Source organism: Acinetobacter sp. P8-3-8, from assembly GCF_000214135.1.
Lineage (GTDB): Bacteria > Pseudomonadota > Gammaproteobacteria > Pseudomonadales > Moraxellaceae > Acinetobacter.
Genome location: NZ_AFIE01000031.1, coordinates 16,911 through 40,181 on the forward strand (window position 1 = coordinate 16,911; position 23,271 = coordinate 40,181).

General features: G+C 37.4%; 21 protein-coding genes and 3 tRNA genes. 18 read left to right on the forward strand and 6 right to left on the reverse strand.

The window, feature by feature from the left end; genetic code table 11:
- The first annotated feature begins 44 nt into the window (after positions 1-44).
- The 8 genes from dut to GGG_RS0112665 all read left to right on the forward strand — a co-directional run bounded on the left by dut (position 45) and on the right by GGG_RS0112665 (position 7,772).
- Positions 45-497 (forward strand): dUTP diphosphatase, encoded by a 453-nt coding sequence (gene dut, locus GGG_RS0112625; protein WP_010115391.1) that lies wholly within the window; start codon positions 45-47, stop codon positions 495-497.
- Between the two features lie 252 nt (positions 498-749).
- A complete protein-coding gene (locus GGG_RS0112630; protein WP_010115392.1) occupies positions 750-2,204 on the forward strand; it encodes a phosphomannomutase/phosphoglucomutase in 1,455 nt (484 codons plus the stop codon).
- Positions 2,205-2,263: 59 nt separating this feature from the next.
- Complete coding sequence (gene argB, locus GGG_RS0112635) at positions 2,264-3,169, forward strand: acetylglutamate kinase (RefSeq protein WP_010115393.1); 906 nt, start codon at positions 2,264-2,266, stop codon at positions 3,167-3,169.
- A gap of 164 nt (positions 3,170-3,333) precedes the next feature.
- Positions 3,334-4,110 (forward strand): GNAT family N-acetyltransferase, encoded by a 777-nt coding sequence (locus GGG_RS0112640; protein ID WP_010115394.1) that lies wholly within the window; start codon positions 3,334-3,336, stop codon positions 4,108-4,110.
- Positions 4,111-4,573: 463 nt separating this feature from the next.
- Positions 4,574-5,422, forward strand: a complete 849-nt coding sequence (locus GGG_RS0112645; protein ID WP_010115395.1) for a class II glutamine amidotransferase — start codon at positions 4,574-4,576, stop codon at positions 5,420-5,422.
- A 276-nt stretch (positions 5,423-5,698) separates the two neighbouring features.
- The gene (locus tag GGG_RS0112655) at positions 5,699-6,154 is read left to right on the forward strand and encodes a bacteriohemerythrin (protein WP_010115397.1); all 456 of its coding nucleotides are present in this window, start codon (positions 5,699-5,701) and stop codon (positions 6,152-6,154) included.
- A 197-nt stretch (positions 6,155-6,351) separates the two neighbouring features.
- Positions 6,352-7,434, forward strand: a complete 1,083-nt coding sequence (locus GGG_RS0112660; RefSeq protein ID WP_202945565.1) for a hypothetical protein — start codon at positions 6,352-6,354, stop codon at positions 7,432-7,434.
- Positions 7,434-7,772 carry an RnfH family protein gene (locus GGG_RS0112665; RefSeq protein ID WP_010115401.1) on the forward strand — a complete coding sequence of 113 codons (339 nt, stop codon included), beginning with the start codon at positions 7,434-7,436 and terminating at the stop codon, positions 7,770-7,772. Before GGG_RS0112660 ends, GGG_RS0112665 begins: the two co-directional genes overlap by 1 nt.
- Positions 7,773-7,856: 84 nt before the next feature.
- On the opposite strand, the gene GGG_RS0112670 is transcribed toward GGG_RS0112665, so the two are convergent.
- Positions 7,857-8,255: an outer membrane protein assembly factor BamE gene (locus tag GGG_RS0112670; RefSeq protein WP_010115403.1), complete on the reverse strand. Its 399-nt coding sequence runs from the start codon at positions 8,253-8,255 to the stop codon at positions 7,857-7,859.
- A gap of 112 nt (positions 8,256-8,367) precedes the next feature.
- On the opposite strand from GGG_RS0112670, the gene fur reads away from it, so the two are divergent.
- Positions 8,368-8,805 carry a ferric iron uptake transcriptional regulator gene (gene fur / locus GGG_RS0112675; RefSeq protein WP_010115404.1) on the forward strand — a complete coding sequence of 146 codons (438 nt, stop codon included), beginning with the start codon at positions 8,368-8,370 and terminating at the stop codon, positions 8,803-8,805.
- Between the two features lie 82 nt (positions 8,806-8,887).
- Here the strand turns inward: fur and GGG_RS0112680 are convergent, their stop codons facing one another.
- The gene (locus GGG_RS0112680) at positions 8,888-10,006 is read right to left on the reverse strand and encodes a PilT/PilU family type 4a pilus ATPase (RefSeq protein WP_010115405.1); all 1,119 of its coding nucleotides are present in this window, start codon (positions 10,004-10,006) and stop codon (positions 8,888-8,890) included.
- Between the two features lie 25 nt (positions 10,007-10,031).
- The gene (locus tag GGG_RS0112685; RefSeq protein WP_010115406.1) at positions 10,032-11,069 is read right to left on the reverse strand and encodes a type IV pilus twitching motility protein PilT; all 1,038 of its coding nucleotides are present in this window, start codon (positions 11,067-11,069) and stop codon (positions 10,032-10,034) included.
- 348 nt (positions 11,070-11,417) lie between these two features.
- On the opposite strand from GGG_RS0112685, the gene GGG_RS0112690 reads away from it, so the two are divergent.
- The 5 genes from GGG_RS0112690 (at position 11,418) to GGG_RS0112710 (ending at position 16,114) form a co-directional block, all read left to right on the forward strand.
- Positions 11,418-12,104, forward strand: a complete 687-nt coding sequence (locus GGG_RS0112690) for a YggS family pyridoxal phosphate-dependent enzyme (RefSeq protein ID WP_010115407.1) — start codon at positions 11,418-11,420, stop codon at positions 12,102-12,104.
- A gap of 689 nt (positions 12,105-12,793) precedes the next feature.
- Entirely contained in the window at positions 12,794-13,588 is a 795-nt protein-coding gene (locus GGG_RS0112695) for a thioesterase family protein (protein WP_010115408.1), read from the forward strand.
- Positions 13,589-13,762: 174 nt separating this feature from the next.
- Positions 13,763-14,560, forward strand: a complete 798-nt coding sequence (locus GGG_RS0112700) for a hypothetical protein (RefSeq protein WP_010115410.1) — start codon at positions 13,763-13,765, stop codon at positions 14,558-14,560.
- 263 nt (positions 14,561-14,823) lie between these two features.
- Entirely contained in the window at positions 14,824-15,588 is a 765-nt protein-coding gene (locus GGG_RS0112705; protein WP_010115412.1) for a hypothetical protein, read from the forward strand.
- Between the two features lie 115 nt (positions 15,589-15,703).
- A complete protein-coding gene (locus tag GGG_RS0112710; protein ID WP_010115414.1) occupies positions 15,704-16,114 on the forward strand; it encodes a hypothetical protein in 411 nt (136 codons plus the stop codon).
- Positions 16,115-16,234: 120 nt separating this feature from the next.
- Here GGG_RS0112710 and GGG_RS0112715 read toward each other — a convergent pair whose 3' ends face one another.
- The 3 genes from GGG_RS0112715 to GGG_RS0112725 all read right to left on the reverse strand — a co-directional run bounded on the left by GGG_RS0112715 (position 16,235) and on the right by GGG_RS0112725 (position 21,594).
- Positions 16,235-19,831, reverse strand: a complete 3,597-nt coding sequence (locus tag GGG_RS0112715) for an AAA family ATPase (protein WP_010115416.1) — start codon at positions 19,829-19,831, stop codon at positions 16,235-16,237.
- A 9-nt stretch (positions 19,832-19,840) separates the two neighbouring features.
- Positions 19,841-21,094, reverse strand: a complete 1,254-nt coding sequence (locus GGG_RS0112720; protein ID WP_010115417.1) for an exonuclease SbcCD subunit D C-terminal domain-containing protein — start codon at positions 21,092-21,094, stop codon at positions 19,841-19,843.
- Positions 21,095-21,216: 122 nt separating this feature from the next.
- Complete coding sequence (locus tag GGG_RS0112725) at positions 21,217-21,594, reverse strand: VOC family protein (protein WP_010115418.1); 378 nt, start codon at positions 21,592-21,594, stop codon at positions 21,217-21,219.
- Between the two features lie 660 nt (positions 21,595-22,254).
- Between GGG_RS0112725 and GGG_RS0112730 the strand changes: the two genes are divergently transcribed.
- From GGG_RS0112730 to GGG_RS0112745, 4 genes are all read left to right on the forward strand, one after another.
- The gene (locus tag GGG_RS0112730) at positions 22,255-22,623 is read left to right on the forward strand and encodes a YbaN family protein (RefSeq protein WP_010115419.1); all 369 of its coding nucleotides are present in this window, start codon (positions 22,255-22,257) and stop codon (positions 22,621-22,623) included.
- A 275-nt stretch (positions 22,624-22,898) separates the two neighbouring features.
- Positions 22,899-22,974, forward strand: a tRNA-Val gene (locus GGG_RS0112735).
- Positions 22,975-22,996: 22 nt separating this feature from the next.
- Positions 22,997-23,073, forward strand: a tRNA-Asp gene (locus tag GGG_RS0112740).
- 45 nt (positions 23,074-23,118) lie between these two features.
- A tRNA-Asp gene (locus GGG_RS0112745) sits at positions 23,119-23,195 on the forward strand.
- Positions 23,196-23,271 lie beyond the last annotated feature (76 nt).

Sequence of the window (23,271 nt, forward strand, 5' to 3'; positions counted from 1 at the left end):
GGATTGGTTATTCATTGTTTAATTGATTTACATAGGATTTCAATATGAAAGTTCAAGTAAAAGTACTTGATTCACGTTTAGGTCAAGAATGGCCAATGCCAACGTATGCGACAACAGGTTCAGCAGGTTTGGACTTACGTGCATGTGTTGAAGAGGCGATCCAAATTGAACCGGGTCAAACTGTTTTAGTCAAAACAGGAATGGCGATTTATATTGAAGATTCAAACTTTGCAGGTTTAATTTTGCCTCGTTCAGGTTTAGGTCATAAACATGGGATTGTATTGGGTAATCTTGTGGGTTTAATCGATTCAGATTACCAAGGTGAATTGATGGTTTCTGTTTGGAATCGTAGTCAAAATACATTTACTTTGGAGCCGGGTGAACGTTTAGCACAATATGTACTTGTACCTGTAATTCAAGCGCAACTTGAGATTGTGAATGAGTTCGAAGCGACTGAGCGTGGCGCAGGTGGTTTTGGACATACTGGTCAAAACTAGAAGCAGTACATTTAAAAATACTCGACTTTTCTTATATTTTTAAAGCCTGATTTATCAGGCTTTTTTATAAATCTTAAATATGTAACAAAAAGTATGTATATATAATGTTTTAAATTTGCATATAGTATTGCCTGTTTATATGTATTTTACCTCTTAACCTTGAATAAAAATTCTGAATAAATTGCTAAAACAACATCGATTGAATGTCCTTTAGCTTAGAGATATAGGGTTAAGCAATTAGAAGTTTTGCTTATGATTGAAATGAATGATTTCCCAGCTCAAATTTTCCGTGCTTATGATATTCGTGGAAAAATTGAAATGCTACGACCTGAATACGTTCAGGCGATTGCACATGCTTTGGCGAATCAATTTATTGAAAAAGGTCAGCCGCAGATTAGCTTAGGTTATGATGCTCGTTTAACCAGTCCTACTTTTGCTCATATTATCCAACAGGTATTTCAACAAAAAAATATCCAAGTCACTGAAATCGGTTGCTGTTCAACACCACAACTGTACTTTGCTGCTCGAAAAACAGGTGGTAATGGCATTATGGTAACAGCCAGTCATAATCCTAAAACAGATAATGGTTTTAAATGGATTATGCAAAGTGAACCGCCGTCACCTGAAAGCATTCAAAATGTAGGAACCCAAGCAGCACAGTATTTTCAAACAGAATATATTCAAAATGAAAAGTTTGAAGCTATTCAAGCATCAACTCATAATCCAAGCCTTATTCACCAAATTAAAACTGAATATTGCTTGCCGTATCAAAACGCAATATTAAATGACATCCATTTATCTAAACCTTTAAAAGTGGTAATTGATGGTTTAAATGGCTCAGCAGGTTATTGTGCCAATTTAGTACTTAAAAGACTGGGTTGTGAAGTGATCGCAATTCGTTGTAATGCCGATGGAAATTTTCCTGATCATGCACCAGATCCGTCACAAGCCACCCATTTAGAATTACTACGTCAAAATGTTTTAAATCATCAAGCTGATATTGGCATTGCCTTAGATGGTGATGGTGACCGTGTGGTGATACTCGATGAAACAGCACATATTATTTCCGCAGATCGTCTATTGGCTTTATTTGCACAGATGTGTTTAAAAGATCACCCTCAACATGAAATTGTTTTTGATGTGAAATGTTCTTCTATGGTACGCCAAGCCGTTGAGCGTTTAGGTGGTCATGCCAAGATGATTCGTACAGGAAGCAGCTTCCTACGCAAATATATGTCACAGTCGAAAGGTCGTGCTGTATTTGGTGGGGAATATGCAGGGCATTATGTATTTAATGATGGTCGTGGCATGGGCTATGACGATGGTTTATATGCTGCACTACGTGTCATGGAATATTTGTGCCTATTTCCAAAGGCGACATTGTCTGAAATATTAGCGTTATATCCAGACCGTTTTTATACTGAAGATACTTATATCAGCACCCATCACACCGATCCTAAAGTTGTTCTGAATGAAATTGAACATTTAAGTCAAAATTTTGCGGCTGAATTAAGCAAAATTGATGGTGTTCGACTTGATTTTGAACATGGTTTTGGCATTATTCGGGCATCAAATACAGGTGAGTATTTCACTGTGCGTTTTGATGCGGATTGTCCAATTCATCTCAATGAAATTCGTCAGACATTTGCGTCTATGCTCAGTGATCGTTATCCTATGATCGCTCAAGAGATTCTACAAGCGCATTGACTGTTTTTGCGCTTCCGCATTCAACAGTCTAACCCATACAGTTCATTAAGGAGAGGCGAATGTCACATCAGCATGCTGGCATCGACAAAGCACAAATATTGACTGAGGCTTTGCCATACATTCAACGTTTTTCAGGGAAAACGCTGGTTGTGAAATATGGTGGCAATGCAATGACAGATCCTGCTTTGGAAAGCTCATTTGCTCGAGATATCGTACTTTTGAAAACTGTAGGTCTAAATCCAATCGTGGTTCATGGCGGTGGCCCTCAAGTTGATTCATTGCTCAAACAATTAGGGCGTGAGTCTGACCGTATTGATGGCATGCGTGTAACCGATTCTGAAACCATGGATGTGGTTGAAATGGTTTTAGGCGGTAGTGTGAATAAATCCATTGTCAATTTGATCAATAAACACGGTGGCCGTGCGATTGGTTTGACAGGTAAAGATGGTAATTTGCTACGTGCTAAAAAATTATTGATGGAAAAAACACAAGATGATGGCACTGTCACTCAAATCGACTTAGGTTTAGTTGGTGAAGTGACAGGTGTTAAAACTGATGTTTTAGAAATGTTTACTCAAAGTGATTTTATTCCAGTCATTGCACCTTTAGGTGTGGATGAAGATGGTCAAACCTATAACATCAATGCAGATTTAGTTGCAGGTAAGGTCGCTGAGGCTTTAGGTGCTGAGAAGCTTATTCTCTTGACTAATATTACTGGCGTGCTTGATGAAAATAAAAATCTACTGACAGGTTTAACCACACAAGAAGTTGATCGCCTGATTGAAACAGGCGTGATTTATGGTGGCATGATTCCGAAAGTTGGATGTGCATTGGATGCTGTAAAAGGCGGTGTGGTTAGCGCGCATATTGTGGATGGTCGTGTACCACATGCAACTTTGCTTGAAATCTTCACCGATCATGGTGTGGGAACATTGATTACCAACCGAGTAAAACCGACGAATTAATCAAGTTAATAATCAGGTTAATAATTAAGCCAGTGAAAACACTGGCTTTTTTGTGTTTAATCATCAGATAAAAAATCATCCACTGTTTTAAAACATTCATTATTTGGTCACATCAATGTCATGCAGAATGCCTAGTGTAAGTAAAAGCACTAGGAGCAGAAGACATGTTTGCAAAATTAAACCAATATCGTCAGAACTTAAGCTTACCTTTACCAAAACCTAAAAAAGCACAATCACAATATAAATTTGAATGGGTTGAAGACCTTAAACAACTTAAAGAAGTACAAAAATTTCGAGCAGTACAATTTGCAGATCAATTTGGAATTACATTTGAAAATGGTTTAGATCAAGATTTATATGATCTTGATTGTGAACACGCTGTGTTACGTGATAAATGGAGCAATGAAATCGTTGCTTATACACGTTTAAAACGCTTCCAAGGGCATGAATTAAAAAAGAGTTATAGCTCGCAAGAGTTTGATGTATCAAAGTTTTCAGCATTAGATAATATTGTCGAAATTGGGCGAACCTGTGTACATCCACGTTATCGAAATGGTCGTGCATTATCGATGCTATGGCTTAATCTTGTTCCGACTGTATTGTGGAAAATGAAAGCAAAATATTTGATTGGTTGTGTGAGCATTCGCTTAGAAGACAACAAGGCACGAGCTTATTACACACATCAATTTCTTAAACAATTGGATGATGAACAATTTATTGACGTGAAAGCAAAACCTACTTTTGAACCTAGTCATCCAGAGTACAGTTTTCCTCAAGATGAACGTATCCCAAAGTTATTTGATGTTTATTTGAAAATGAATGCTCGGTTGTCCAAACAGGCTTATCACGATGAATCATTTAATTGCTTAGATTATTTTGTATTTGTTGAAATAAATGACGTTGTGAAGAATTTTGTATTGAACAAAATGGTCAACCGTTAAATACAATTGAAATAGTTAACCTGAGTTCGGGATAAGATATGTTTCCAACTATATGATACGCGGAAATGTCAGTCGCATTGTTCGAGGCAGGGCTACATCTGTAATATACTGTTTTTGCAATATATTAGGTACTTGATAGTATCTGTCGAGTTGGCGACTGAGAAATGGTTTTGCCCTTGCGTGGCAGTGCCACTCATCCCGAAAGCCTTGCGAGGTAGTACCTCTCAGGTCGAATCGAAGGTTAATCCTTGCATCTGACTTTAAACGGTGAGACTCCGCTGAGCCTGATCTATCTTTTCAATAGCTTACATCAAAATTTATCCCAAACTGACGTTAGTTAGCGATTACTAGCGGCTTACAGAAATATAATCCTGTTTGCAAACAATATTCATGATTGATATTTGCAAGCAGGAAGCGACTCATGCACAATATTCCTATAACTAAAATGTTGTATGAATAAATTATGTGCCAATTGCTTGGAATGAACTGTGCGACACCGACAGATATTACCTTTTCTTTTCGTGGTTTTTCGCAACGTGCGGGAATAACTTCCGATCATTCTGACGGATTTGGTATTGCCTTTTTTGAAGATAAAGCATGCCGTTTATTTGTCGACAATCAATCTGCGGTTGAATCACCGATTGCAGAATTGGTACGGAACTATCCAATCAAGTCACGCAATGTGATTGCACATATTCGTAAAGCGACGCAAGGCAAAATCACCCTAGAAAACTCACATCCTTTTATGCGAGAGCTGTGGGGCAGACAATGGATTTTTGCACATAATGGTGATTTACATGATTTTAATCCACGCTTATCAGGGCGATTTACACCTGTAGGAAGTACGGATAGTGAATTGGCATTTTGTTATTTACTTGAACAGTTGGTTTTAAAATTTGGCTATGATGAGCCAAGTTTGGATGATATTTTTACTTTATTAGAAGAAATTTCACCGCAAATTGCGGAATATGGCACATTTAATTTTTGTCTATCCAATGGGCAAGCTTTATTTAGCTATGCAACGACTAAATTGCATTGGATCGTTCGAGAATATCCATTTAAATATGCTCGATTGGTTGATTTAGATGTCGATATTGATTTTAGTAAATTTACCACAGCCGAAGATCGTGTTGCAGTCATTACCACTGAACCATTAACCCATAATGAAACTTGGACTGCATATAAAGCAGGTGAGATGATTTTATTTAAAGATGGTCAAGTGATAAAAACAGCATTGACTCGTGTTGAGCGACTATTACGGGAGGCTGAAAATCCTAATTTGATTAGAATAACTAAAGCTGATCAATATTAATGTATTCTAAATGAATAGTATAAAAGCCTTTAATTTTATTAAAGGCTTTTATTTTTATATAGTTAATTATATTTTTGAATTGCATAAAATCATCAATATGGTTAAAAAATATCTGACTCTTTTGGTTGAGTTTAAAATAATAATTAAATATAAACAGTAACTTAAATAATAATTGAGATTTTTAACTTAATTCAGACTAATACGCTTCGTTTTTATTTTAAAAATAAGGGGTTAGTATAAATCGAAAGGTGAGAATATTATTTAAAAGGTGATCGTATGAAGATGAAATGGGTTCCAGAATATAATACTGGTATCGATGTGATTGACGATCAACATAAAAGAATTTTGGATTATATTAACGAAATTAATGAAATCGGTGTAATGACTGATCGTGCAAGAATTAGAAATATTCTTAATCAAATTATTGATTATACCCAGTCACATTTTGCATTCGAAGAAAGCTTACAAGAAGAAGCAGATTATAAATATCGTGTTCCACATAAACGAGTGCATGATTTATTTATTAAACGTATTGAAAACTATCGTAGTCGTTTTGAGGAAGGTCATTCGATTGAAAATGAATTGCACGAGGTATTGTCAAAATGGTTGATCAACCATATTCAACATGATGATGCTGACTATGTGGGGGCTGTAAAGTTAAATATGATGGGCATCATTAAAGAAAACGAAAAGAAAAAAGGCAAAAACTGGTTTGCAAGATTTTTTTCATAATTCACCTTGTTGATCAGGCAAATGATAAAAATAACCCGTTCTCTTATTAGAACAATTCAGAGGGAATAAAAAGAAAAATATACAATAGAAATCTTGCGCAGCAAATCATCTGGAGAGGATGGTTTGCTTTTTTCTTTTAAACTTTGATTTTCACAAACGAGAAAGGCAAAATAGCAGAACTTTTTACGAAACACCTCATGCAGGATTATTCTATGTCACGATGGTTATCGCCGCTCATGGCATTTTGTTTGTCTTTTATGATTATTGCAGGCTTAGCTCCAAGTCTCGGTATTCAAATTGATCGACAAATTGATTTTTGGATATTGTGGTTAGTGTCAATGTTGGTTTTGGCATTGCCTATAGCTTATTTGGAAGTTGCTTTAGCGAAGCGCTCTAAAACAACAGCATTGAATGCATTGTCTAGCTTAACGCGTGATGCCGATGCTTCTCAATCTTGGCGTATCGTGGGCTGGTTGGCTGTGGTGTTTATTCCGTTCTTGGCGGGTGGAATACTATCTAACATTAGTCAAAGTGCTGTGCAAATTGCTCAAATTCCTGTAGCGACCAATATTTTATTTGCAGGTGCTGCAATTCTGGCATTTGTGCTGTCATTTATTCCACGTCAAATACTCATTGCTTTAGTTGCATTTGGCGTGGTGTTGTCATTGGTACTTGCCAATGTGTTCGGTACAGCATTGCAACCGTGGCATATGACTCCTGTAGAGTTTAAGGAGTGGGGCAATGCCAGCATCCTTGCATTGGTCGCAACAGGCTTAGGATTAGGCTTATATTGGCAAACCAGCTTATCGAGCATCCAACAACAGAATGAAGCATCTAAAACAGCTTTACCGATCTGGATTGCGCAACTGATTGCTGTGATTGCTTTTGGATTCTTCGCTGTTTCAGCGCAAATTCCAGCTTATACATTGTTATTTACCGCAGTCATTTCAGCAGCACTGTTATTACAGTTAGCAAAAGAACAATTGGCTCAGCGTCAAATCGCAATCGTAATCCAGTTTGTCGTGTTATTGGTTGGCTTATTGGTTTGGACGATTCCAAATATTAGCTTAGTGTTCAATCCATTGTTAATGCTTTGGGGCTTAGTGATTTGTTTGATCTATTCAGTTTTTGTGGGATGGATCATGAAGATCAGCCATTTACGCAAAGCTATGAATTTTAGCTCAGAAGCTTTTTATAATATTTGGCGTATTGCTGTACGAATTGTTCTTCCACTGGCGATTATCTTGGCAATTGTCGCCTATATTGGACAATTGATTTGATGGATATATTGACCAAAGGTGAAAAGGTTTGGGTGGCTTATGCCACCGAAAATCAACAATTTCATATTGAGTTACAATTTTCTCAAGGAATGAGCATTGCAGATGCGATTGCTCAAAGTGGTTTAGCTGAACAAGTACAATTACCTGAAAATTTTAGTTTTGGTATTTTTGGTGTTAAAAGCAAAGATCTTACTCAAGTTTTACAAGCAGGGGATCGTGTTGAAATCTATAGAGCTTTAACCATTAATCCGAAAGATATTCGTCGTAATCGTGCCAAAGCCAATCCTGTTGGGCGTTATTGTCGAGGGAATCGTTACCGCCAATTGCTGTCTAAGTAATCCATTCTTTAAGCCAATCGCTTTAAACAATTGAATCAATATAAAAAACCCCTCATTGAGGGGTTTATTTTTATATCAAAGTGTCTATAGTGGAGGCGCATTCAAAATTGCTTCTTTAGAAGCAGGCAAACCAGGTTGAGATTCAGGAATGGTTTCCAAACCTTCAATTTTATTGACAATACCTGATTGATCAAAATAAACCTTTAAGTGTTGGCCATGTGCTACAGGAATCTTGGCTTTTTTAGCGTAAGTTCCTGGGATATAATTGTAAATGTAGTCCCATCGATCAGGATTCAATGGATCTGCAACCGTTGGACTACCCAGCAAAAAACGTACTTGTTGGTAAGTCATACCGACTTGAATTTTTGAAGCTTGAGCTTGGGTTAACGGTGTTCCTTGAGGAATATCAACTTTGTATACTCCAAATACAGAACAGCCACCAAGTAAAGAAGCGACGAATAACGTCAGCATGATTTTTTGCATTTTGCTACACTATCCCAAATTAATTATGATGCAATTGATCCACGGATAGATCATACTGCATCTCAACTCTGTTGCATATTCCAACTTAAAATTTGTTGAGAGACCTTTTTATATGCCTATTTCAAATCAAGATTTACGCAAAGCTGGACTTAAAGTTACCCTACCACGAATCAAGATTTTGGAATTATTAGAAAATTCAAGACAACACCACTTGAGCGCGGAAGACATTTATAAAACATTACTTGAACAAGGTGAAGATGTCGGTCTTGCAACCGTATATCGTGTGTTAACGCAATTTGAAGCTGCTGGAATTATTCAGCGTCATCATTTTGAAAACAATCATTCTGTTTTTGAAATCATGCAAGAAGATCACCACGATCATCTCGTATGTTTAAATTGTAATAAAGTCATTGAATTTACAAATGATACCATTGAACATGAGCAACATTCGGTAGCGGATAAGCACGGTTTTAAACTGACTGGACATTCGTTAAACCTGTACGGTTTTTGTGATGCGCCTGAATGTCAGGAAGCTTATCGTAAAAAATAAAATCACATAAATACAACAAATTAAAAGGGAGCTAAATTCATTTAGCTCCCTTTTTAGTATTTTAAGTGCAGATTAAAATCAATTATTGCCCGTCAAAAGTCAGTTTGCTATGTGCATTGAGCAACTGAGCACCACCTTCCTCATCCAATTTAATCTGTAGACGTAAATCATTCGGTGAGTCAGCATGCTTTAGTGCATCTTTATAGGTAATTTGTCCTGCTTTGTAGAGGTCAAACAGTGCTTGGTCAAAGGTTTGCATACCTAATTCACGTGAACGCTTCATCAAATCTTTAATTTCATGTACATCGCCTTTACGGATCAAGTCTGAAATTAAAGGTGAGTTGATGAGAATTTCAATTGCTGCACGACGTGAGTTGCCATCTGGTGTTGGAATCAATTGCTGAGCAACCATCGCTTTTAAGTTAAGCGACAAGTCCATAAACAACTGACTGTGACGATCTGATTCAAAGAAGTGAATAATACGATCAATGGCTTGGTTGGCGTTGTTCGCATGCAGTGTGGCAAAAACCAAATGCCCTGTTTCTGCAAAGGCAATGGCATAGTCCATAGTTTCACGTGAACGAATCTCACCAATCAAAATAACATCAGGTGCTTGACGCAGTGTATTCTTTAACGCAATTTCGAAAGAGTCGGTATCAATACCGACTTCGCGTTGCGTGATAATACAACCTGCATGTTCGTGTACAAATTCAATCGGGTCTTCAATGGTAATGATATGACCTTTAGAATTATGATTACGATAACCGATAATTGAAGCCAAAGAGGTCGATTTACCCGTACCTGTCGCACCTACAAAGATAATAATGCCACGTTTGGTCATGGCTAAATCTTTCAGGATAGGTGGCAGTTTTAGCTCATCCATAGTTGGAATCGTAGTTTCAATACGACGTAACACCATACCTGGCATATCACGTTGCTGGAAGGCACTGACACGGAAACGGGCGGTTTTATCACGGTTGGTGATTGCGAAGTTACATTCTCGTGTGTCGGCAAATTCTTTACGCTGCTTTTCACTCATAATAGAGTTAAGCAACGACATAATAATTTCGCCGTTTAACTTAGTTTTGACCACAGGAACAATTTGACCATTAATTTTCATTGATGGTTCAACTTCCGCAGTAATAAATAAGTCGGACGCTTTCTGCTCAATCATCATATTGAGCAAGTCATTAAAGTCCATCTTTTAAACCTCAATAATCCATGTCTTATAAGAACGATTCTGGTTGTTTTGCCATAGTTCTTGCAACCTGAGGGCTAATGACACCTTTAGCAACCAGCGCTTTTAAGCTTTGATCAAGTGTGGTCATACCATAATTCGCACCTGTTTGAATTGCAGAATACATTTGTGCAACTTTATTCTCACGAATCAAGTTACGAATTGCGGGAATACCAATCATGATTTCATGTGCAGCAACACGACCACCACCTGTTTTCTTAAGGAGTGTTTGTGAAATTACGGCTTGTAGTGATTCAGATAACATGGCACGAACCATGTCTTTTTCTTCAGCAGGGAATACGTCAATCACACGGTCAATGGTTTTTGCCGCAGATGTGGTATGTAGTGTACCGAAAACCAAGTGACCTGTTTCCGCGGCTGTGAGTGCCAAACGGATCGTTTCAAGGTCACGCATCTCCCCGACAAGAATAATATCAGGGTCTTCACGGAGTGCAGAACGAAGTGCTTCGTTAAAACCATGAGTATCACGATGCACTTCACGTTGGTTGATCAAACATTTTTTAGACTGGTGTACAAATTCGATTGGATCTTCGACCGTTAAAATATGGTCATAACGGTTATCGTTAATATAATCAATCATTGCCGCTAATGTTGTTGATTTACCAGAACCGGTAGGACCTGTCACCAACACTAAACCACGAGGTAATTCACAAAGCCCTTTAAATGTCTGTCCTAAACCAAGATCTTCCATGGTTAAAACTTTCGAAGGAATAGTACGGAATACTGCACCAGCACCACGGTTTTGGTTAAATGCGTTTACACGGAAACGAGCAACACCAGGTACTTCAAATGAAAAGTCAGTTTCTAATTGTTCTTCAAAGTCACGGCGTTGTTTATCGTTCATGATGTCATAAACAAGTCGATGTACCTCTTTATGTTCCATTGCTGGTAAATTGATTCGACGTACTTCGCCATCGACACGAATCATCGGTGGCATACCTGCCGAAAGGTGTAAGTCTGATGCACCGTTTTTGACGGAAAACGCCAATAATTCTGTAATATCCATAATGTCCCCGAATAAAAACCTAATTGCCTAGGGTATGTTGATTATTCATATATTCTAGTTCCTGTTGTCCCTTGCATTGCAAACAATACATAAAGGTCTATACACAATATTTTGCTCAGCTCAGGTTGTGATTAAAATGATTTCAAACGAGGTGATGAGTCTTGAAAATAGTCTCGCTATTTTCTACATTTCATTCCATGTTTGCTCAATTTAAACTTACAACGCAAGTTATATATGAACTGTTAACATACCCTTATTATTTTGTAGAATAATAATGCCTTTCACTCAGCATAACCAACAATTTAATCGCTTGGAAGCTGAAATTTTTTAGAAATGAGAAACTTGTCGATGAATGATCTAAATCAAGCTCGAAATCATGTATTAAAGCAGATTGAGCAAGCCTGTATAGCTGCACATAGAGAAGCGAGTCAGGTGATGTTATTGGCTGTTTCAAAAACACATCCAAGTGAAATGCTCAGTGAAATGTATATGACAGGACAGCGTGCTTTTGGGGAAAATTATTTACAAGAAGCTTTAGATAAAATTGAAGCATTGAAAGATTTAGACATTGAATGGCATTTTATTGGTCATGTACAACGCAATAAAACCAAACATCTTGCTGAAAAATTTGCATGGGTACATGGCGTTGATCGCTTCATTATCGCTGAGCGTCTTTCAAACCAGCGTGCAATAACATCAAATCCACTGAATATTTGCTTACAAGTGAATATCGATGCGCAAGAGAGTAAGGATGGTTGTCAGCCTGAAGAGGTTGCAGAATTGGTACAACAAATCAGCCAACTGCCAAATTTAAAACTACGCGGTTTGATGGTGATTCCTGCGCCTGATCATTCACAAGCTTTTGTCGATGCTAAAAATTTATTTGAAAATGTAAAAGCACAACATGCACATCCAGAAGATTGGGATACCTTGAGTATGGGAATGTCTGGTGATATGGCGAGTGCCATCGCAGCGGGCTCAACCATGGTACGTGTAGGGACAGCATTGTTTGGTGCACGTGATTATCACCAATAAGCTTTTAACGCTTTATATGGTGATATTTTCTATACATTGAGAATAGAGGCATAGAGCAAATTAAATTTCAGAATGATTTTATTATCAATAAATAAGCGGTGCGTGCATTTTTAAACAATCAACTTAAATAACCTGAACTCGAGATAAGTATGTTCCCTACTATACGATACGCGGAAACGTCAGTCGCATTGTTTGAGGCCGAGCTACATTTGTAATGTACTGTTTTTGCAATATATTTGGTACTTGAAGATATCTGTCGAGTTGGCGACTGACAAATGGTTTTGCTCTTGCGTGGCAGTGCCACTCATCCCGAAAGCCTTGCGAGGTAGTACCTCTCAGGTCGAACCGAAGGTTAATTCTTGTATCTGACTTTAAATGGTAAGACTCCATTGTGCCTGATCTATCTTTTCAATAACTTACATCAGAATTTATCCCGAACTGACGTTAAATATTATCGGGTAATTTTCATCTTAGCTCGGCATCAATTGAGGTGACTTAAATAGATTTATTGACAAAGCTTGTTTTAAATCATGTCTTTTTATCGCGATGGAATTGAAAATGATTAAGCAAATTTAAGAACCCATGAGGTCAATTTTGCTTCAAATCATGGACTTCTCCACTAAAGTTGAGTACAAAAATGGACAGAATGAATTAGTTTATTAAAGCAATAAATCGTTACAAGGAAGTTTATGTCTGCTTATTATCAATTGCTGAGTCGTCATATCGATGAGCAAGGTATCGTTACAGCACATTATCAATCGACTATGAATGCCCAAGGTGCGTGGAATCCAAATGAACAACATATGGCGCCTGCAACAGGCGTGATCTGTGCGGAGTTGGAACAATTTTCGCCACGTGAAATGATGCGTATTGGTCGAATCAGTTTGGATATTTATGGGTTGATTGCGCTTGGTGAAATTGAAATTACCACACGGACGATACGTGCAGGAAAGACCATTGAGTTAATTGAATCGACTATGAAAGGGCAAGGGAAAACTTTAGTTGTAGCACGTACTTGGCGCATGATGGTTTCAGATAGCTCAGCAATTGCTGGATTGGAAGATTCACGAGTTGCAACGCCTGAAAATATGCCTATTTTTGATGGAATCCACCAATGGAATGGGCAATATACACGTACAGTTGAAGCAAGGTCTGATGATGAGCGTCAAGGCAAAGGATTGGTTTGGTTAAAAACGCAAACTGATATGGTAGAAGGGCAAAAAACCTCTGATTTTGTACGTTTAGTCTGTATGGCGGATATGGCAAATGGTGTTGTCCCTAGACAGCCTAGACCTTTTGAATGGGGATTTCCGAACTTAGACTTACAAATTCATTTATATCGTATGCCGCAAGGGGAATGGTTGGGGCTTGAAGCTGTACAGCAATACGGTGCGGATGGAATTGGTTTATCCAGCTCAATTATGCATGATGTGCATGGGCCATTTGGGCGTAGTGAGCAGATTTTGACCCTTAGACCGATGTAAGCAATACATCAAAATTAGGCAATAAATCAAAATTAGAAAGATATTTAAAATGACTTAGAATTTACAGATCTATATTGGATGATCAATATAGATCTTTTAAACATTATTCAACAATTCTCAATGCTGAATTTACTATACTGATCCATTATATAATTTAAAAATAAGGATGAGAGAATGAATAAATCTAAGATTTTATTAAGCTTAATGTTGTGTGGTTTATTCACCGCATGTAGCACGACTCAAAACTCTCCAACATCTTCTGAGTCTTCTCAAGCGGATTATGCACCTGAACCCTCACCACCGCCAGCTGCAAAAATGACCTCAGCTCAAACGACATCAGCGCAAAATAACCGTGTACGTTCAGAAGAGCGTTTAGGGACAAAGTGGGGTGATGAAGTCAGTTCTCATGTGACACAAATCGATTTAAAACGTATGAGTAATAATCCAGTTGGCGAAACGCAAATACGTTATGCAAATAAGCAATTTTCAGGGCGAAGCATTAATAGTATTTCTTTAGCTGCTGGGAAAATAAGTTTCTCAGTTATTGATGATCGTGGACGTATTTTACCGCTGTATCGAGATGGTCAAAGCTATTATCTTGCTGCCAATGATGGACAAAGCTATCAATTACGTTATTCCAATACCAGTCAGCAAACCTTTGAAATTGTTGCAAGTGTTGATGGTTTAGATGTATTGGATGGTAGCCAAGCGTCTAGATCGAAAAGTGGTTATGTGCTTCGTCCATTCAGTTCATTTGCAATCGAAGGTTTTAGAAAGAGTAATTCAGCGGTCGCTTCATTTACCTTTAGTAAACCGCAAGATGCTTATGCAGCAAATAACTCAAGTGGTTCTATTCAAAATACAGGTGTGATTGGTACGGTGGTTTATGAACTGAAAGCACCAAAATATTATCCTGCGAAAAAAACCAATGATGGTTATGCACCTGCGCCCAATGCATTTCCAGCGGATTAAAAAATAGTGGTTTGTCGTTGAAAGAGGAATGAAAGTACTCCTCTTTTTAACAATGTTATAATGTTACAAAAAATATAAAAAATTATAAAAAATCCTGAATAGTGAAGTGTGAGCCGTCAAGTTATGATTATTTTGATAATAATCTAAGTTGCCTATACCTCCGATAATCTGATGCCCTATTCATTACTATAGAAGATAAAAACTATAGATAAAAAGCATCAAAAATATTGGATGATCAATCATGCTTTTAAATAGGTGACATAATGAAAAGAATATATATTTTAATTTGCATAATATTCTGTATTTTCCTTGCTGCTTGTTCGAAAAAAACAGAAGACCGCAATTCAACCAACCAAACCGAAACAACAAGTACAGCAACAGCAGATGCTGCCGCAGAAACTACAAATAATGAAGTTGCTACAGATGAAAAACTTGGAACCAAGTGGGGAGATGAAATTGATTCCCAAGTGACTGAAGTAGACCTAAAACGTCAGTCAGATTCTCCCTTAGCTGAAGCGATTGTGCAGTATGCCGATAAAAAATATCAAGGAAAATCAGTCAATTCAATTTCACTTGCTGCTGGAAAAATCAGTTTTTCAGTCGTGGATGATCATGACAATAACATTCCAATCTATCGAGTAGGTCAAAGTTATTTCTTATCTGGACGTGAAGGGCAGAGTTATCAGCTGAAATATGAAAATAATACGGCTAAGACTTTTGAGATCGTGGCCAGTGTGGATGGTGTTGATGTAATTAATGGTCGTGAAGCATCCCGAAGCAATTCAGGTTATGTATTAAATCCACATGAATCATTGAAAATTGAAGGTTTTAGAAAAAGTAATTCAGCGGTCGCTTCTTTTACCTTTAGTAAACCTGAGGATTCTTATGCTGTGAACTCCGATCATGGCTCAATTCAAAATGCTGGTGTGATTGGTACGGTGATTTACGCGTTGGAAGCGCCTGAAGGTGATGCTAAACCTATAAATAAGTATGCTCCACCACCGAATGCATTTCCCGCAGATCGATAAACAACTTTACATATAAGTAACTTTACATAAATGCAGACGTGTTTAATTGAACATGTCTGTATATTTCTTTTTTATTGAAGCAGTAGAAATATAAAACAGATAGAGGATTATTCAGATGATGAAATTATTGAAAATATCTACAACGATATTCGTTGCGACATTGTCCATGCATACATTTGCAGATCCCGTAGAAGACCAGTTTAAAGATTTGATTGCACCACAGTCGACTTATGCGAAGTTTCAAAAGAATTTCGATACGATATTAGGCGAAATTGAAACGATTGCTGAACGAGGGAATCGTACACAAGATAAGGCTGAACTTTATCCGATGTGCGTAGCAATGCAAAGCGCGATCACTGCATTGAAAAATAATAAAAAATTCAAAACTGATTATGATAAAGATTATAAGCAATTTAATACGACATATAATGAAACTTTGGCAAATGCTACGCATGGATTAAGTGGTAAAAAAGAAATTTGTGAGGAGGGTAAACAGTATTATTTTGAGCATGTGCTTGTTAGTTGATACTGAATCTTGCCATTAATGATCGTTATTCAATATTGCTATTCATCTGAGAATTTAAGGAATTAAAAAGTGGGGGGAGAGAGCATTCTCCCCTCATTGTTCCTTGTATGATGAATTGAGTTAACTTACTACCTCAATCGTACTCGCACCTGCACCTAGCGGTCGTACCTGAATCTGCACAGGAATTCGTTCATGCATTTCTTGAATATGGGAAATCAATACCACTTTACGGCCTTGATTTTGCAATTGATCTAACGCATTCATAACCATATGTAACGATGATGCATCCAATGTGCCAAAACCTTCATCAATAAACAAAGATTCTATTTTCATTGAACCCGAAGCCATATTGGCAATGGCTAAAGATAAGGCGAGGGAGGTTAGGAAAGACTCACCACCTGAAAGGGAAGCGACGGAACGTATTTCACCATCCATATCATGGTCAATAATCGCAAGACTGAGCGAATTTTCCAGACGTTTTAATGTATAGCGTTGTGATAGTAAAGCAAGTTGCTGATTGGCGTATTCCAATAAAATATCCAGATTATATTGCTGAGCTAAATCACGGAATTTTTTACCTGTAGAATCACCCATCAAACTGGATATTTTACTCCAGCGATGTTCTTCTAGTTGTATTTGCTGAATTTTATCTGAGAATTGTTTTTGTTTAGCAAGATTTTGTTGATGGACTTCAAGTTTCAGTTTGAGTTGATCTCTAATCTCAAGTTGTGTTTTGAGTGCATTTTCATTATCCAGAATCAATTGCTGTAATTGAGTCAAATCAATCTCAGGTTGATGATGCAGATGCTCAGTCAATTGCTCTTGTACGGTTTTGAGCGCAGACGTTGCATCATTGAGCAAACGTTCAGTATTTTGTATTTGCTGACGAATGTTTTGCTCTTGAGTAGGGCTAATTTGTGCAAAAACGTCTAAATCATGTTGCTGAAAATCAGCATGTTGCATGAGCCAAGTTTGTATTTCATGATTCACATGATTCAGATTGTTTTGGCATTGTTGCAACTGGGCTTTGAGCTGTTCCAACTGACCTTTTTGTTGTTCAAACTGATGACGTAGCTGATCAAAACTTTGTTTAAATTGTTGATATTGACCTTGTAAATGTTGACGGTTCGTATCATGTTCAGCCAACCATTCATTCGGTTTTACATCACTTAAACCGGTCATGTTTTGAATCAATTGCTGAGCAAGTTCGGTATTTTCTTGCCCTTTAAGCTTAATCTCTTGCAGATTTTGACGTGTCTCTGCGATGTGTTTGTTGGTATTTTTAAGATTAAGCTGTACAGAAAGTAGTTGTTGAGTTTCGTGGTTAAGCTGTTTAGTGAGTTGCTCTACTTGATCAAGTTGTTGAATACGTTGATTTAACGCTGCATAAATGCGTTGTGCAGTTGTCGCCGTCTGCAGTTGCCAGTTTTGTTGTTCTGTATCAGATAGACACTGAGTAATATGCTGAACCTGTTGCAGTAGATTTTTAGCTGTATTTAATACATGCTCAAGCTGTTGGATGTTTTGTTGAAGCTGTAGTTGTTGTTTATTGGCTTGAATGATCGTATTGAGCTGTGTTTCGTTCTGCTGAATATCAGCTTTTTGTTGTTGATTAAATTGATCTAGTTTTAGCTTAATTTCAGCGTGTGATTGCGTCAAATCCAGTTGAATATTCACATTGTTAAATTGCTGAGCTAAATCATGCTGAGCAATTTGTATTTTCTCTACAAGCGATTGATGCGTAGCTTTAAACTGATCAACTTCGCTATTCAGTTTGGTTAAATTTTTCTGAGTATCTTGCCAAATTTTAAAATGGTCTTGTTCTTTTAAAATCGCTTGTTGTTCTTGCTGTTGTTGCAATTCAAACAATGCTTTTGATACTACAGCATCATCGGTCTTAAAAGGATGTGTGGTGCTTCCACAGACGACACAAGCTTCACCTTCTTTCAACTCGGCACGTAAATGTTCAACATTTTCAGCATGCAGTAAGCGTTGCTGTTGCAAAATCGTTTGAATTTGCTGACGTGCATGTTGTGCAGATAAATAATCTTGTTCAGATTGCGATGTAGTTTTTTCGAGTTGCAAAAATTGTTCAGATGAATGTTTGAGTTTGATTTCAATTTGATTCGACTCATCTTTTACTTGGAAAAACTGCACCAATTTTTGTTGAATAAAATCCAATTGATTCAGTTGTTTGATCTTTTGTTCACGTTGTTGGCGCAATTGTTCAAGCTGCGTTTCGATCTGTTCCGCAGCACCATATTGTGCAATGTTGTGCTGTAATAATTTTTTTTGCTCCGTCAATTGTTGTTCTGTTTGATTTAGATCTTTTGATTGGTTTTCAATATTTTGATATTGCTGAATAAATTGTGCTAGTTGTTGCAAATGTGCAGACAAGCCTTTATCTAAACTGGAGAATTGCTGGCTTGTTGCAAGTTGTTGATTCAAAGTAATTTGTTGCTGACCAATCTGCTGAATCTGTTGTTCAATATGTTGTTTTTGATTCAATAATGGCTGTTGTAACTGTTCTAAATCCTGTAGTTTTATTTGGATTTTCTTAAATTCAGTGCCTAAAAAATCACGCTCTTGAATGCATTTGCGAACTTCATTTAAATCACTTTGATGTGTATTTTCAAAGTTTTGAATATGATTTAAAGCAGTTTCAGCCTGCTGATATTGTGATTTTTCAACTTCAAATTGCTTTGCTAAATCATCAAATAAACCTTGCTGTTGCTGAGCCTGTGGTACAAGTTGCTGTTGAGTTTTTAAAAATTGTTGCTGTTGGAATACATTTGGGCGAATGTCTGAAAATATCTCCAATCGTTTCAATTGTTCTTTTTCAGCCGATAAATTTTGCTGTGATTTCAGTTGAAGATCGACATTTTGTTGTTTGAGAATGATCTCATGATCAAATTTATGTTTACGTTCAAACCATTGCTGTTGTTTTGCTAGTTGTGATTTTACAAGCTCAAGCTTTTTATAATCTGCATCAAGCTGTTGGAATTGCTTTGTCGATTCAGCAAAGTCTTCATCAGATAAAATTTCGATATGTCCAAGTAAATTCTCCAGTTCTTTACGAGAATTCGCCACGGATTTGGTCTTTTCAAAAGCCAATTGACCAATCTTTGCAAAGATTGAAGAATTGGTTAAATATTCAAGTAATTCACCACGCTCATTGTCACGTGCTTTTAAAAAGGCTGTCACTTCAGATTGAGCAAGCAGCACAGCACGAGTGAATTGTTCAAAGCTTAGTTGCGTGATTTTGAGAATACTTGTATCAACGGCTTTGGCTTTATCTGCAATGACCACACCATCGGTTAAACACTTTAAATAGCGTTGTACACTTTGTAGTTTTCCATCTGCTTTTTCACGTGAACGTTTTAACTCCCAACGGGCTAAATAGTGTTTCTGATCTTGTGCAACAAACGTGAGTTCTGCAAAACCATGCGCCGTACCTCGACGCAAAACAGTCAGTGGCGAGTTGGTTAAAAGCTCTGAACCATCAACATCCGTGAGTTTTCCATCACTGTCTTTTAAACGTGGAATTCTATTAAACAGGGCAAGACACATGGCATCTAAAATGGTGGATTTTCCTGCACCTGTTTTACCAATAATTGCCACTAAACCTGCCGAGGCTAAAGGTTCAGATTCAAAATCAATAAAGTGTTCACCTGAAAGAGATGCCAAATTTTTTAGTCGTATTGATAAAATTTTCATGACAAATCCTTAAAACTTTTGTTCATCTTCAAGTGATTTTTCTGCTTCCTGCACAAGGCTTAAAAAATCTTTCAGTACGAGATCATCTTCTGAGTAGCCATTCTTTTCCCAAATTTGTTGAAATAATTTTTCAGGCGTTGGCGGTTCTAAGCTGATTGCAGTGGTGACATCCTCATTCTTTTCAGTCGCTAAATACTGTCGAGAAATACGAACTAAACGATAACGATCTTTAGGTAAAGCATCTTCAAATTGCTGGCGCAAATTCGGTTGTGGTGGAATATGAGTGTGATATTCAATATCGATATATTCACGCTGATCAATATTGTCAATTTCACCTTTTGGCAAAGCCCGTAATGCATTGAAAACTTCTGTTAATTCACCTTTGATTTTATGCAATTGCACACTACGTGGTATTGCAATGGCTTCAAATTGAAATCTTGATGCATCAGTTTGAGTTGGGTCAATCGTGACTTCAACCACCTGATGTTTATAATTTATTTCACTAAATGATAACGGAATCGGTGAACCACTATAACGAATATGAGCATCTTGAACTTTTTGTGGTTTATGCAAATGCCCGAGTGCGACATAGTCAATCACTTCATCAAAAAGTGTAGTGGAAAGAGCTTCTTCATTACCAATAATGATAGGGCGCTCTGAGTCCGAAGTTTCGCCACCTTGCATATGCGCATGTGACATGAGAATCAAAGCTTGCTCAGGTGTTTTTCTCTTTTTAGCTTCAGCAATCAATTGTTGATGTAAATAAGCAATTGCATTTTGACTATTCGTGCTTTGCTCATTAAAACCTGTAATTTCGGCAGGGCGTAAAAATGGTAGCGTTAAACACCACGCCACAATGACTTTATTTTCATCATAAATCGGCACAAGTAAACGTTCTAAATCAATCAATCCTTCACTATTTTTATGGATGACACCCACAGTTTTAGCATTGTATTTTTCAAGTAATGGTTCAATTTGTTCAATGCGATAACCAGAATCATGATTCCCTGCAATCATCAATGTTTGCATATGGGGTGCAAGGTCATGGGCATCGGCTAAAAATTGATAGAGTTGCTTCTGAGCGGATGAAGCAGGATTGATGACATCGAAAATATCACCTGCAATCAGTAGCGCATTGGGTTGTTTCTGTTGAATTTGTTCAAGTAACCACGCTAAAAATTGTTCATGTTCATACTGACGAGAATGCTGATAAAAGAATTGTCCCAAATGCCAATCAGATGTATGAAAAAAGCGTACAGTCATGTGAACTCAAGTCTTGGAAATGCCTCGTATAACTTAGCATATTTTCATCTAGGGAATAAAAAAGAGTGTGGTGAAACGACATGTTGAGTCGTTTCAATTGTTCATTTCACGGTACATTTATTTTACTGAGCATTTTCATCCACTTGAACTAAACCAAACGTATTGTGATCTTGGTCGATAAAATAACCTTGCCAACATTTATTGGGAATCGCAAACTTCCCCATCGCGACTTGCCCACCTAAGGCTAGAATCTTTTCGGCAGTTTCATCAAAGTGTTCAACCTCTATTGAACACGTAAAAGCATTGGTTCCGCAATGTGTTGGTGGAGTTTGAGCAGGGCGTTCAAGTAAACCGCCATGGATATTGGGTGTTTCAATTTGAAAATACTGAATCGGCAAACCTTCGACTTTGGTAAATTTCCAACCGAAGACTTCACTATAAAATTTTACGTCTCTTTCGGGATTTGAGGATTGGATTTCAAAATAAGCAATGTTGTTCATCGTGCTTTCCTTATCTCATTTTATTTATAGATTTAGATTATTGGGTTCATTTGCAATTATCTAGTGAGATCTTGATTGCTTTTTATTAATCACTATTGTTTTGTACGTTATTACTTTGAACATGACTGCTTTGTAAAGTCTAGGACTTGATCAATCACTTTGATTTACAGTCCACCGATTTTCACACAAATTAAAATAGGCCATGTATTCACGTAACGTCAGTTCGGGATAAACTTTGATGAAAGTTATTGAAATGATAGATCAGGCACAGCGGAGTCATACTGTTTAAAAGTCAAATGCAAGGATTAACCCACTTCGTCTTGCACTTCGCTTGAAATATATTTCAATCTTGTTCAGGTTCGACCTACTTTTCTTTCGGGAAAAGTAGGCAAAACCATTTGTCAGTCGCCAACTCGACAGATACTATCAACTAGCTAATATATCGCAAAAACAGTATATTACAGATCTTACGGAATATATTCCTCATGCCTCGAACAATGCGACTGACGTTTCCGCGTATCATATAGTTGGGAACATACCTTATCTCGAGCTTAGGTTCACGTAGATATTTAAAATACTAATCTAAGAATTATTTAAAACAATACTGAACGCTAGAAAGTAAAAGGCTATACTTCGCCAAGGGATAAATTGAGTTGTTCTATGAAAATTTTGTTTTGGCGAACCTTGGTGATTGTTTTTATTGTGCTTGGTTTTATTGGTGCAATATTACCTGGAATGCCAACAACAGTTTTCCTCATCCTTGCCGCTTGGGCAGCCTCAAAAGGGTGGCCCGAAGTAGATGCTTGGTTACTTAATCATCCTAAATATGGTGTAACGCTAAAAGCATGGCGTGAAAATGGTACAGTCCCACGTAAGGCCAAATGGTTTGCAAGTATCATGATGCTGATCAGTGGTGTGATTATGCTATTTACCAATGCACCACTTGCAGTCAAGATTTTTACAGATTTAACCATGCTGATTGTTGCGATTTGGCTATGGTTACGTCCTGAACCTGTAGCAAAGTCATAATTGAAACGTGCAAATGTAAATCAATAAAATTGCTTTATTGAGTATGAACATTGTTATTCTTTAGTTTTGAATGCGTGCATCATCAACCAATAATGACAAAATATAAGTGATGTAAATATTGATAAATAGATAAATAATAAACAAAAAAACGATTATTTAATCAAAATGATCTATTTTTTAATCACTCAAACATAAAATCCTTAAAACATAGATAAAAGCGTTTGACACACAGTCAAGATTCTCTATAATGCACCTCACAAACGATGAAGTCGTTAGGGCGCTTAGCTCAGTTGGTAGAGCGTCTGCCTTACAAGCAGAATGTCGGCGGTTCGATCCCGTCAGCGCCCACCAAGCTTTAACGTTGAATTTTAGTGCAGCGGTAGTTCAGTTGGTTAGAATATCGGCCTGTCACGCCGAGGGTCGCGGGTTCGAGTCCCGTCCGCTGCGCCACTTTAATTCATCATTCGTTTGTTTGCAATTTTATATTGTCAAAGTGCAGCGGTAGTTCAGTTGGTTAGAATATCGGCCTGTCACGCCGAGGGTCGCGGGTTCGAGTCCCGTCCGCTGCGCCACTTTAACAATAATCTTGCAATAGGGTGTAATACCTGATTAGAGTTGTTAATTAAAGTTTTTAGTTAATTCTCGCTC

Coding starts and splice junctions, on each gene's coding strand:
- dut (WP_010115391.1), top strand. CDS start 45: ATGAAAGTTCAAGTAAAAGTACTTGATTCACGTTTAGGTCAAGAATGG.
- GGG_RS0112630 (WP_010115392.1), top strand. CDS start 750: ATGATTGAAATGAATGATTTCCCAGCTCAAATTTTCCGTGCTTATGAT.
- argB (WP_010115393.1), top strand. CDS start 2,264: ATGTCACATCAGCATGCTGGCATCGACAAAGCACAAATATTGACTGAG.
- GGG_RS0112640 (WP_010115394.1), top strand. CDS start 3,334: ATGTTTGCAAAATTAAACCAATATCGTCAGAACTTAAGCTTACCTTTA.
- GGG_RS0112645 (WP_010115395.1), top strand. CDS start 4,574: ATGTGCCAATTGCTTGGAATGAACTGTGCGACACCGACAGATATTACC.
- GGG_RS0112655 (WP_010115397.1), top strand. CDS start 5,699: ATGAAGATGAAATGGGTTCCAGAATATAATACTGGTATCGATGTGATT.
- GGG_RS0112660 (WP_202945565.1), top strand. CDS start 6,352: ATGCAGGATTATTCTATGTCACGATGGTTATCGCCGCTCATGGCATTT.
- GGG_RS0112665 (WP_010115401.1), top strand. CDS start 7,434: ATGGATATATTGACCAAAGGTGAAAAGGTTTGGGTGGCTTATGCCACC.
- GGG_RS0112670 (WP_010115403.1), bottom strand. CDS start 8,255: ATGCAAAAAATCATGCTGACGTTATTCGTCGCTTCTTTACTTGGTGGC.
- fur (WP_010115404.1), top strand. CDS start 8,368: ATGCCTATTTCAAATCAAGATTTACGCAAAGCTGGACTTAAAGTTACC.
- GGG_RS0112680 (WP_010115405.1), bottom strand. CDS start 10,006: ATGGACTTTAATGACTTGCTCAATATGATGATTGAGCAGAAAGCGTCC.
- GGG_RS0112685 (WP_010115406.1), bottom strand. CDS start 11,069: ATGGATATTACAGAATTATTGGCGTTTTCCGTCAAAAACGGTGCATCA.
- GGG_RS0112690 (WP_010115407.1), top strand. CDS start 11,418: ATGAATGATCTAAATCAAGCTCGAAATCATGTATTAAAGCAGATTGAG.
- GGG_RS0112695 (WP_010115408.1), top strand. CDS start 12,794: ATGTCTGCTTATTATCAATTGCTGAGTCGTCATATCGATGAGCAAGGT.
- GGG_RS0112700 (WP_010115410.1), top strand. CDS start 13,763: ATGAATAAATCTAAGATTTTATTAAGCTTAATGTTGTGTGGTTTATTC.
- GGG_RS0112705 (WP_010115412.1), top strand. CDS start 14,824: ATGAAAAGAATATATATTTTAATTTGCATAATATTCTGTATTTTCCTT.
- GGG_RS0112710 (WP_010115414.1), top strand. CDS start 15,704: ATGATGAAATTATTGAAAATATCTACAACGATATTCGTTGCGACATTG.
- GGG_RS0112715 (WP_010115416.1), bottom strand. CDS start 19,831: ATGAAAATTTTATCAATACGACTAAAAAATTTGGCATCTCTTTCAGGT.
- GGG_RS0112720 (WP_010115417.1), bottom strand. CDS start 21,094: ATGACTGTACGCTTTTTTCATACATCTGATTGGCATTTGGGACAATTC.
- GGG_RS0112725 (WP_010115418.1), bottom strand. CDS start 21,594: ATGAACAACATTGCTTATTTTGAAATCCAATCCTCAAATCCCGAAAGA.
- GGG_RS0112730 (WP_010115419.1), top strand. CDS start 22,255: ATGAAAATTTTGTTTTGGCGAACCTTGGTGATTGTTTTTATTGTGCTT.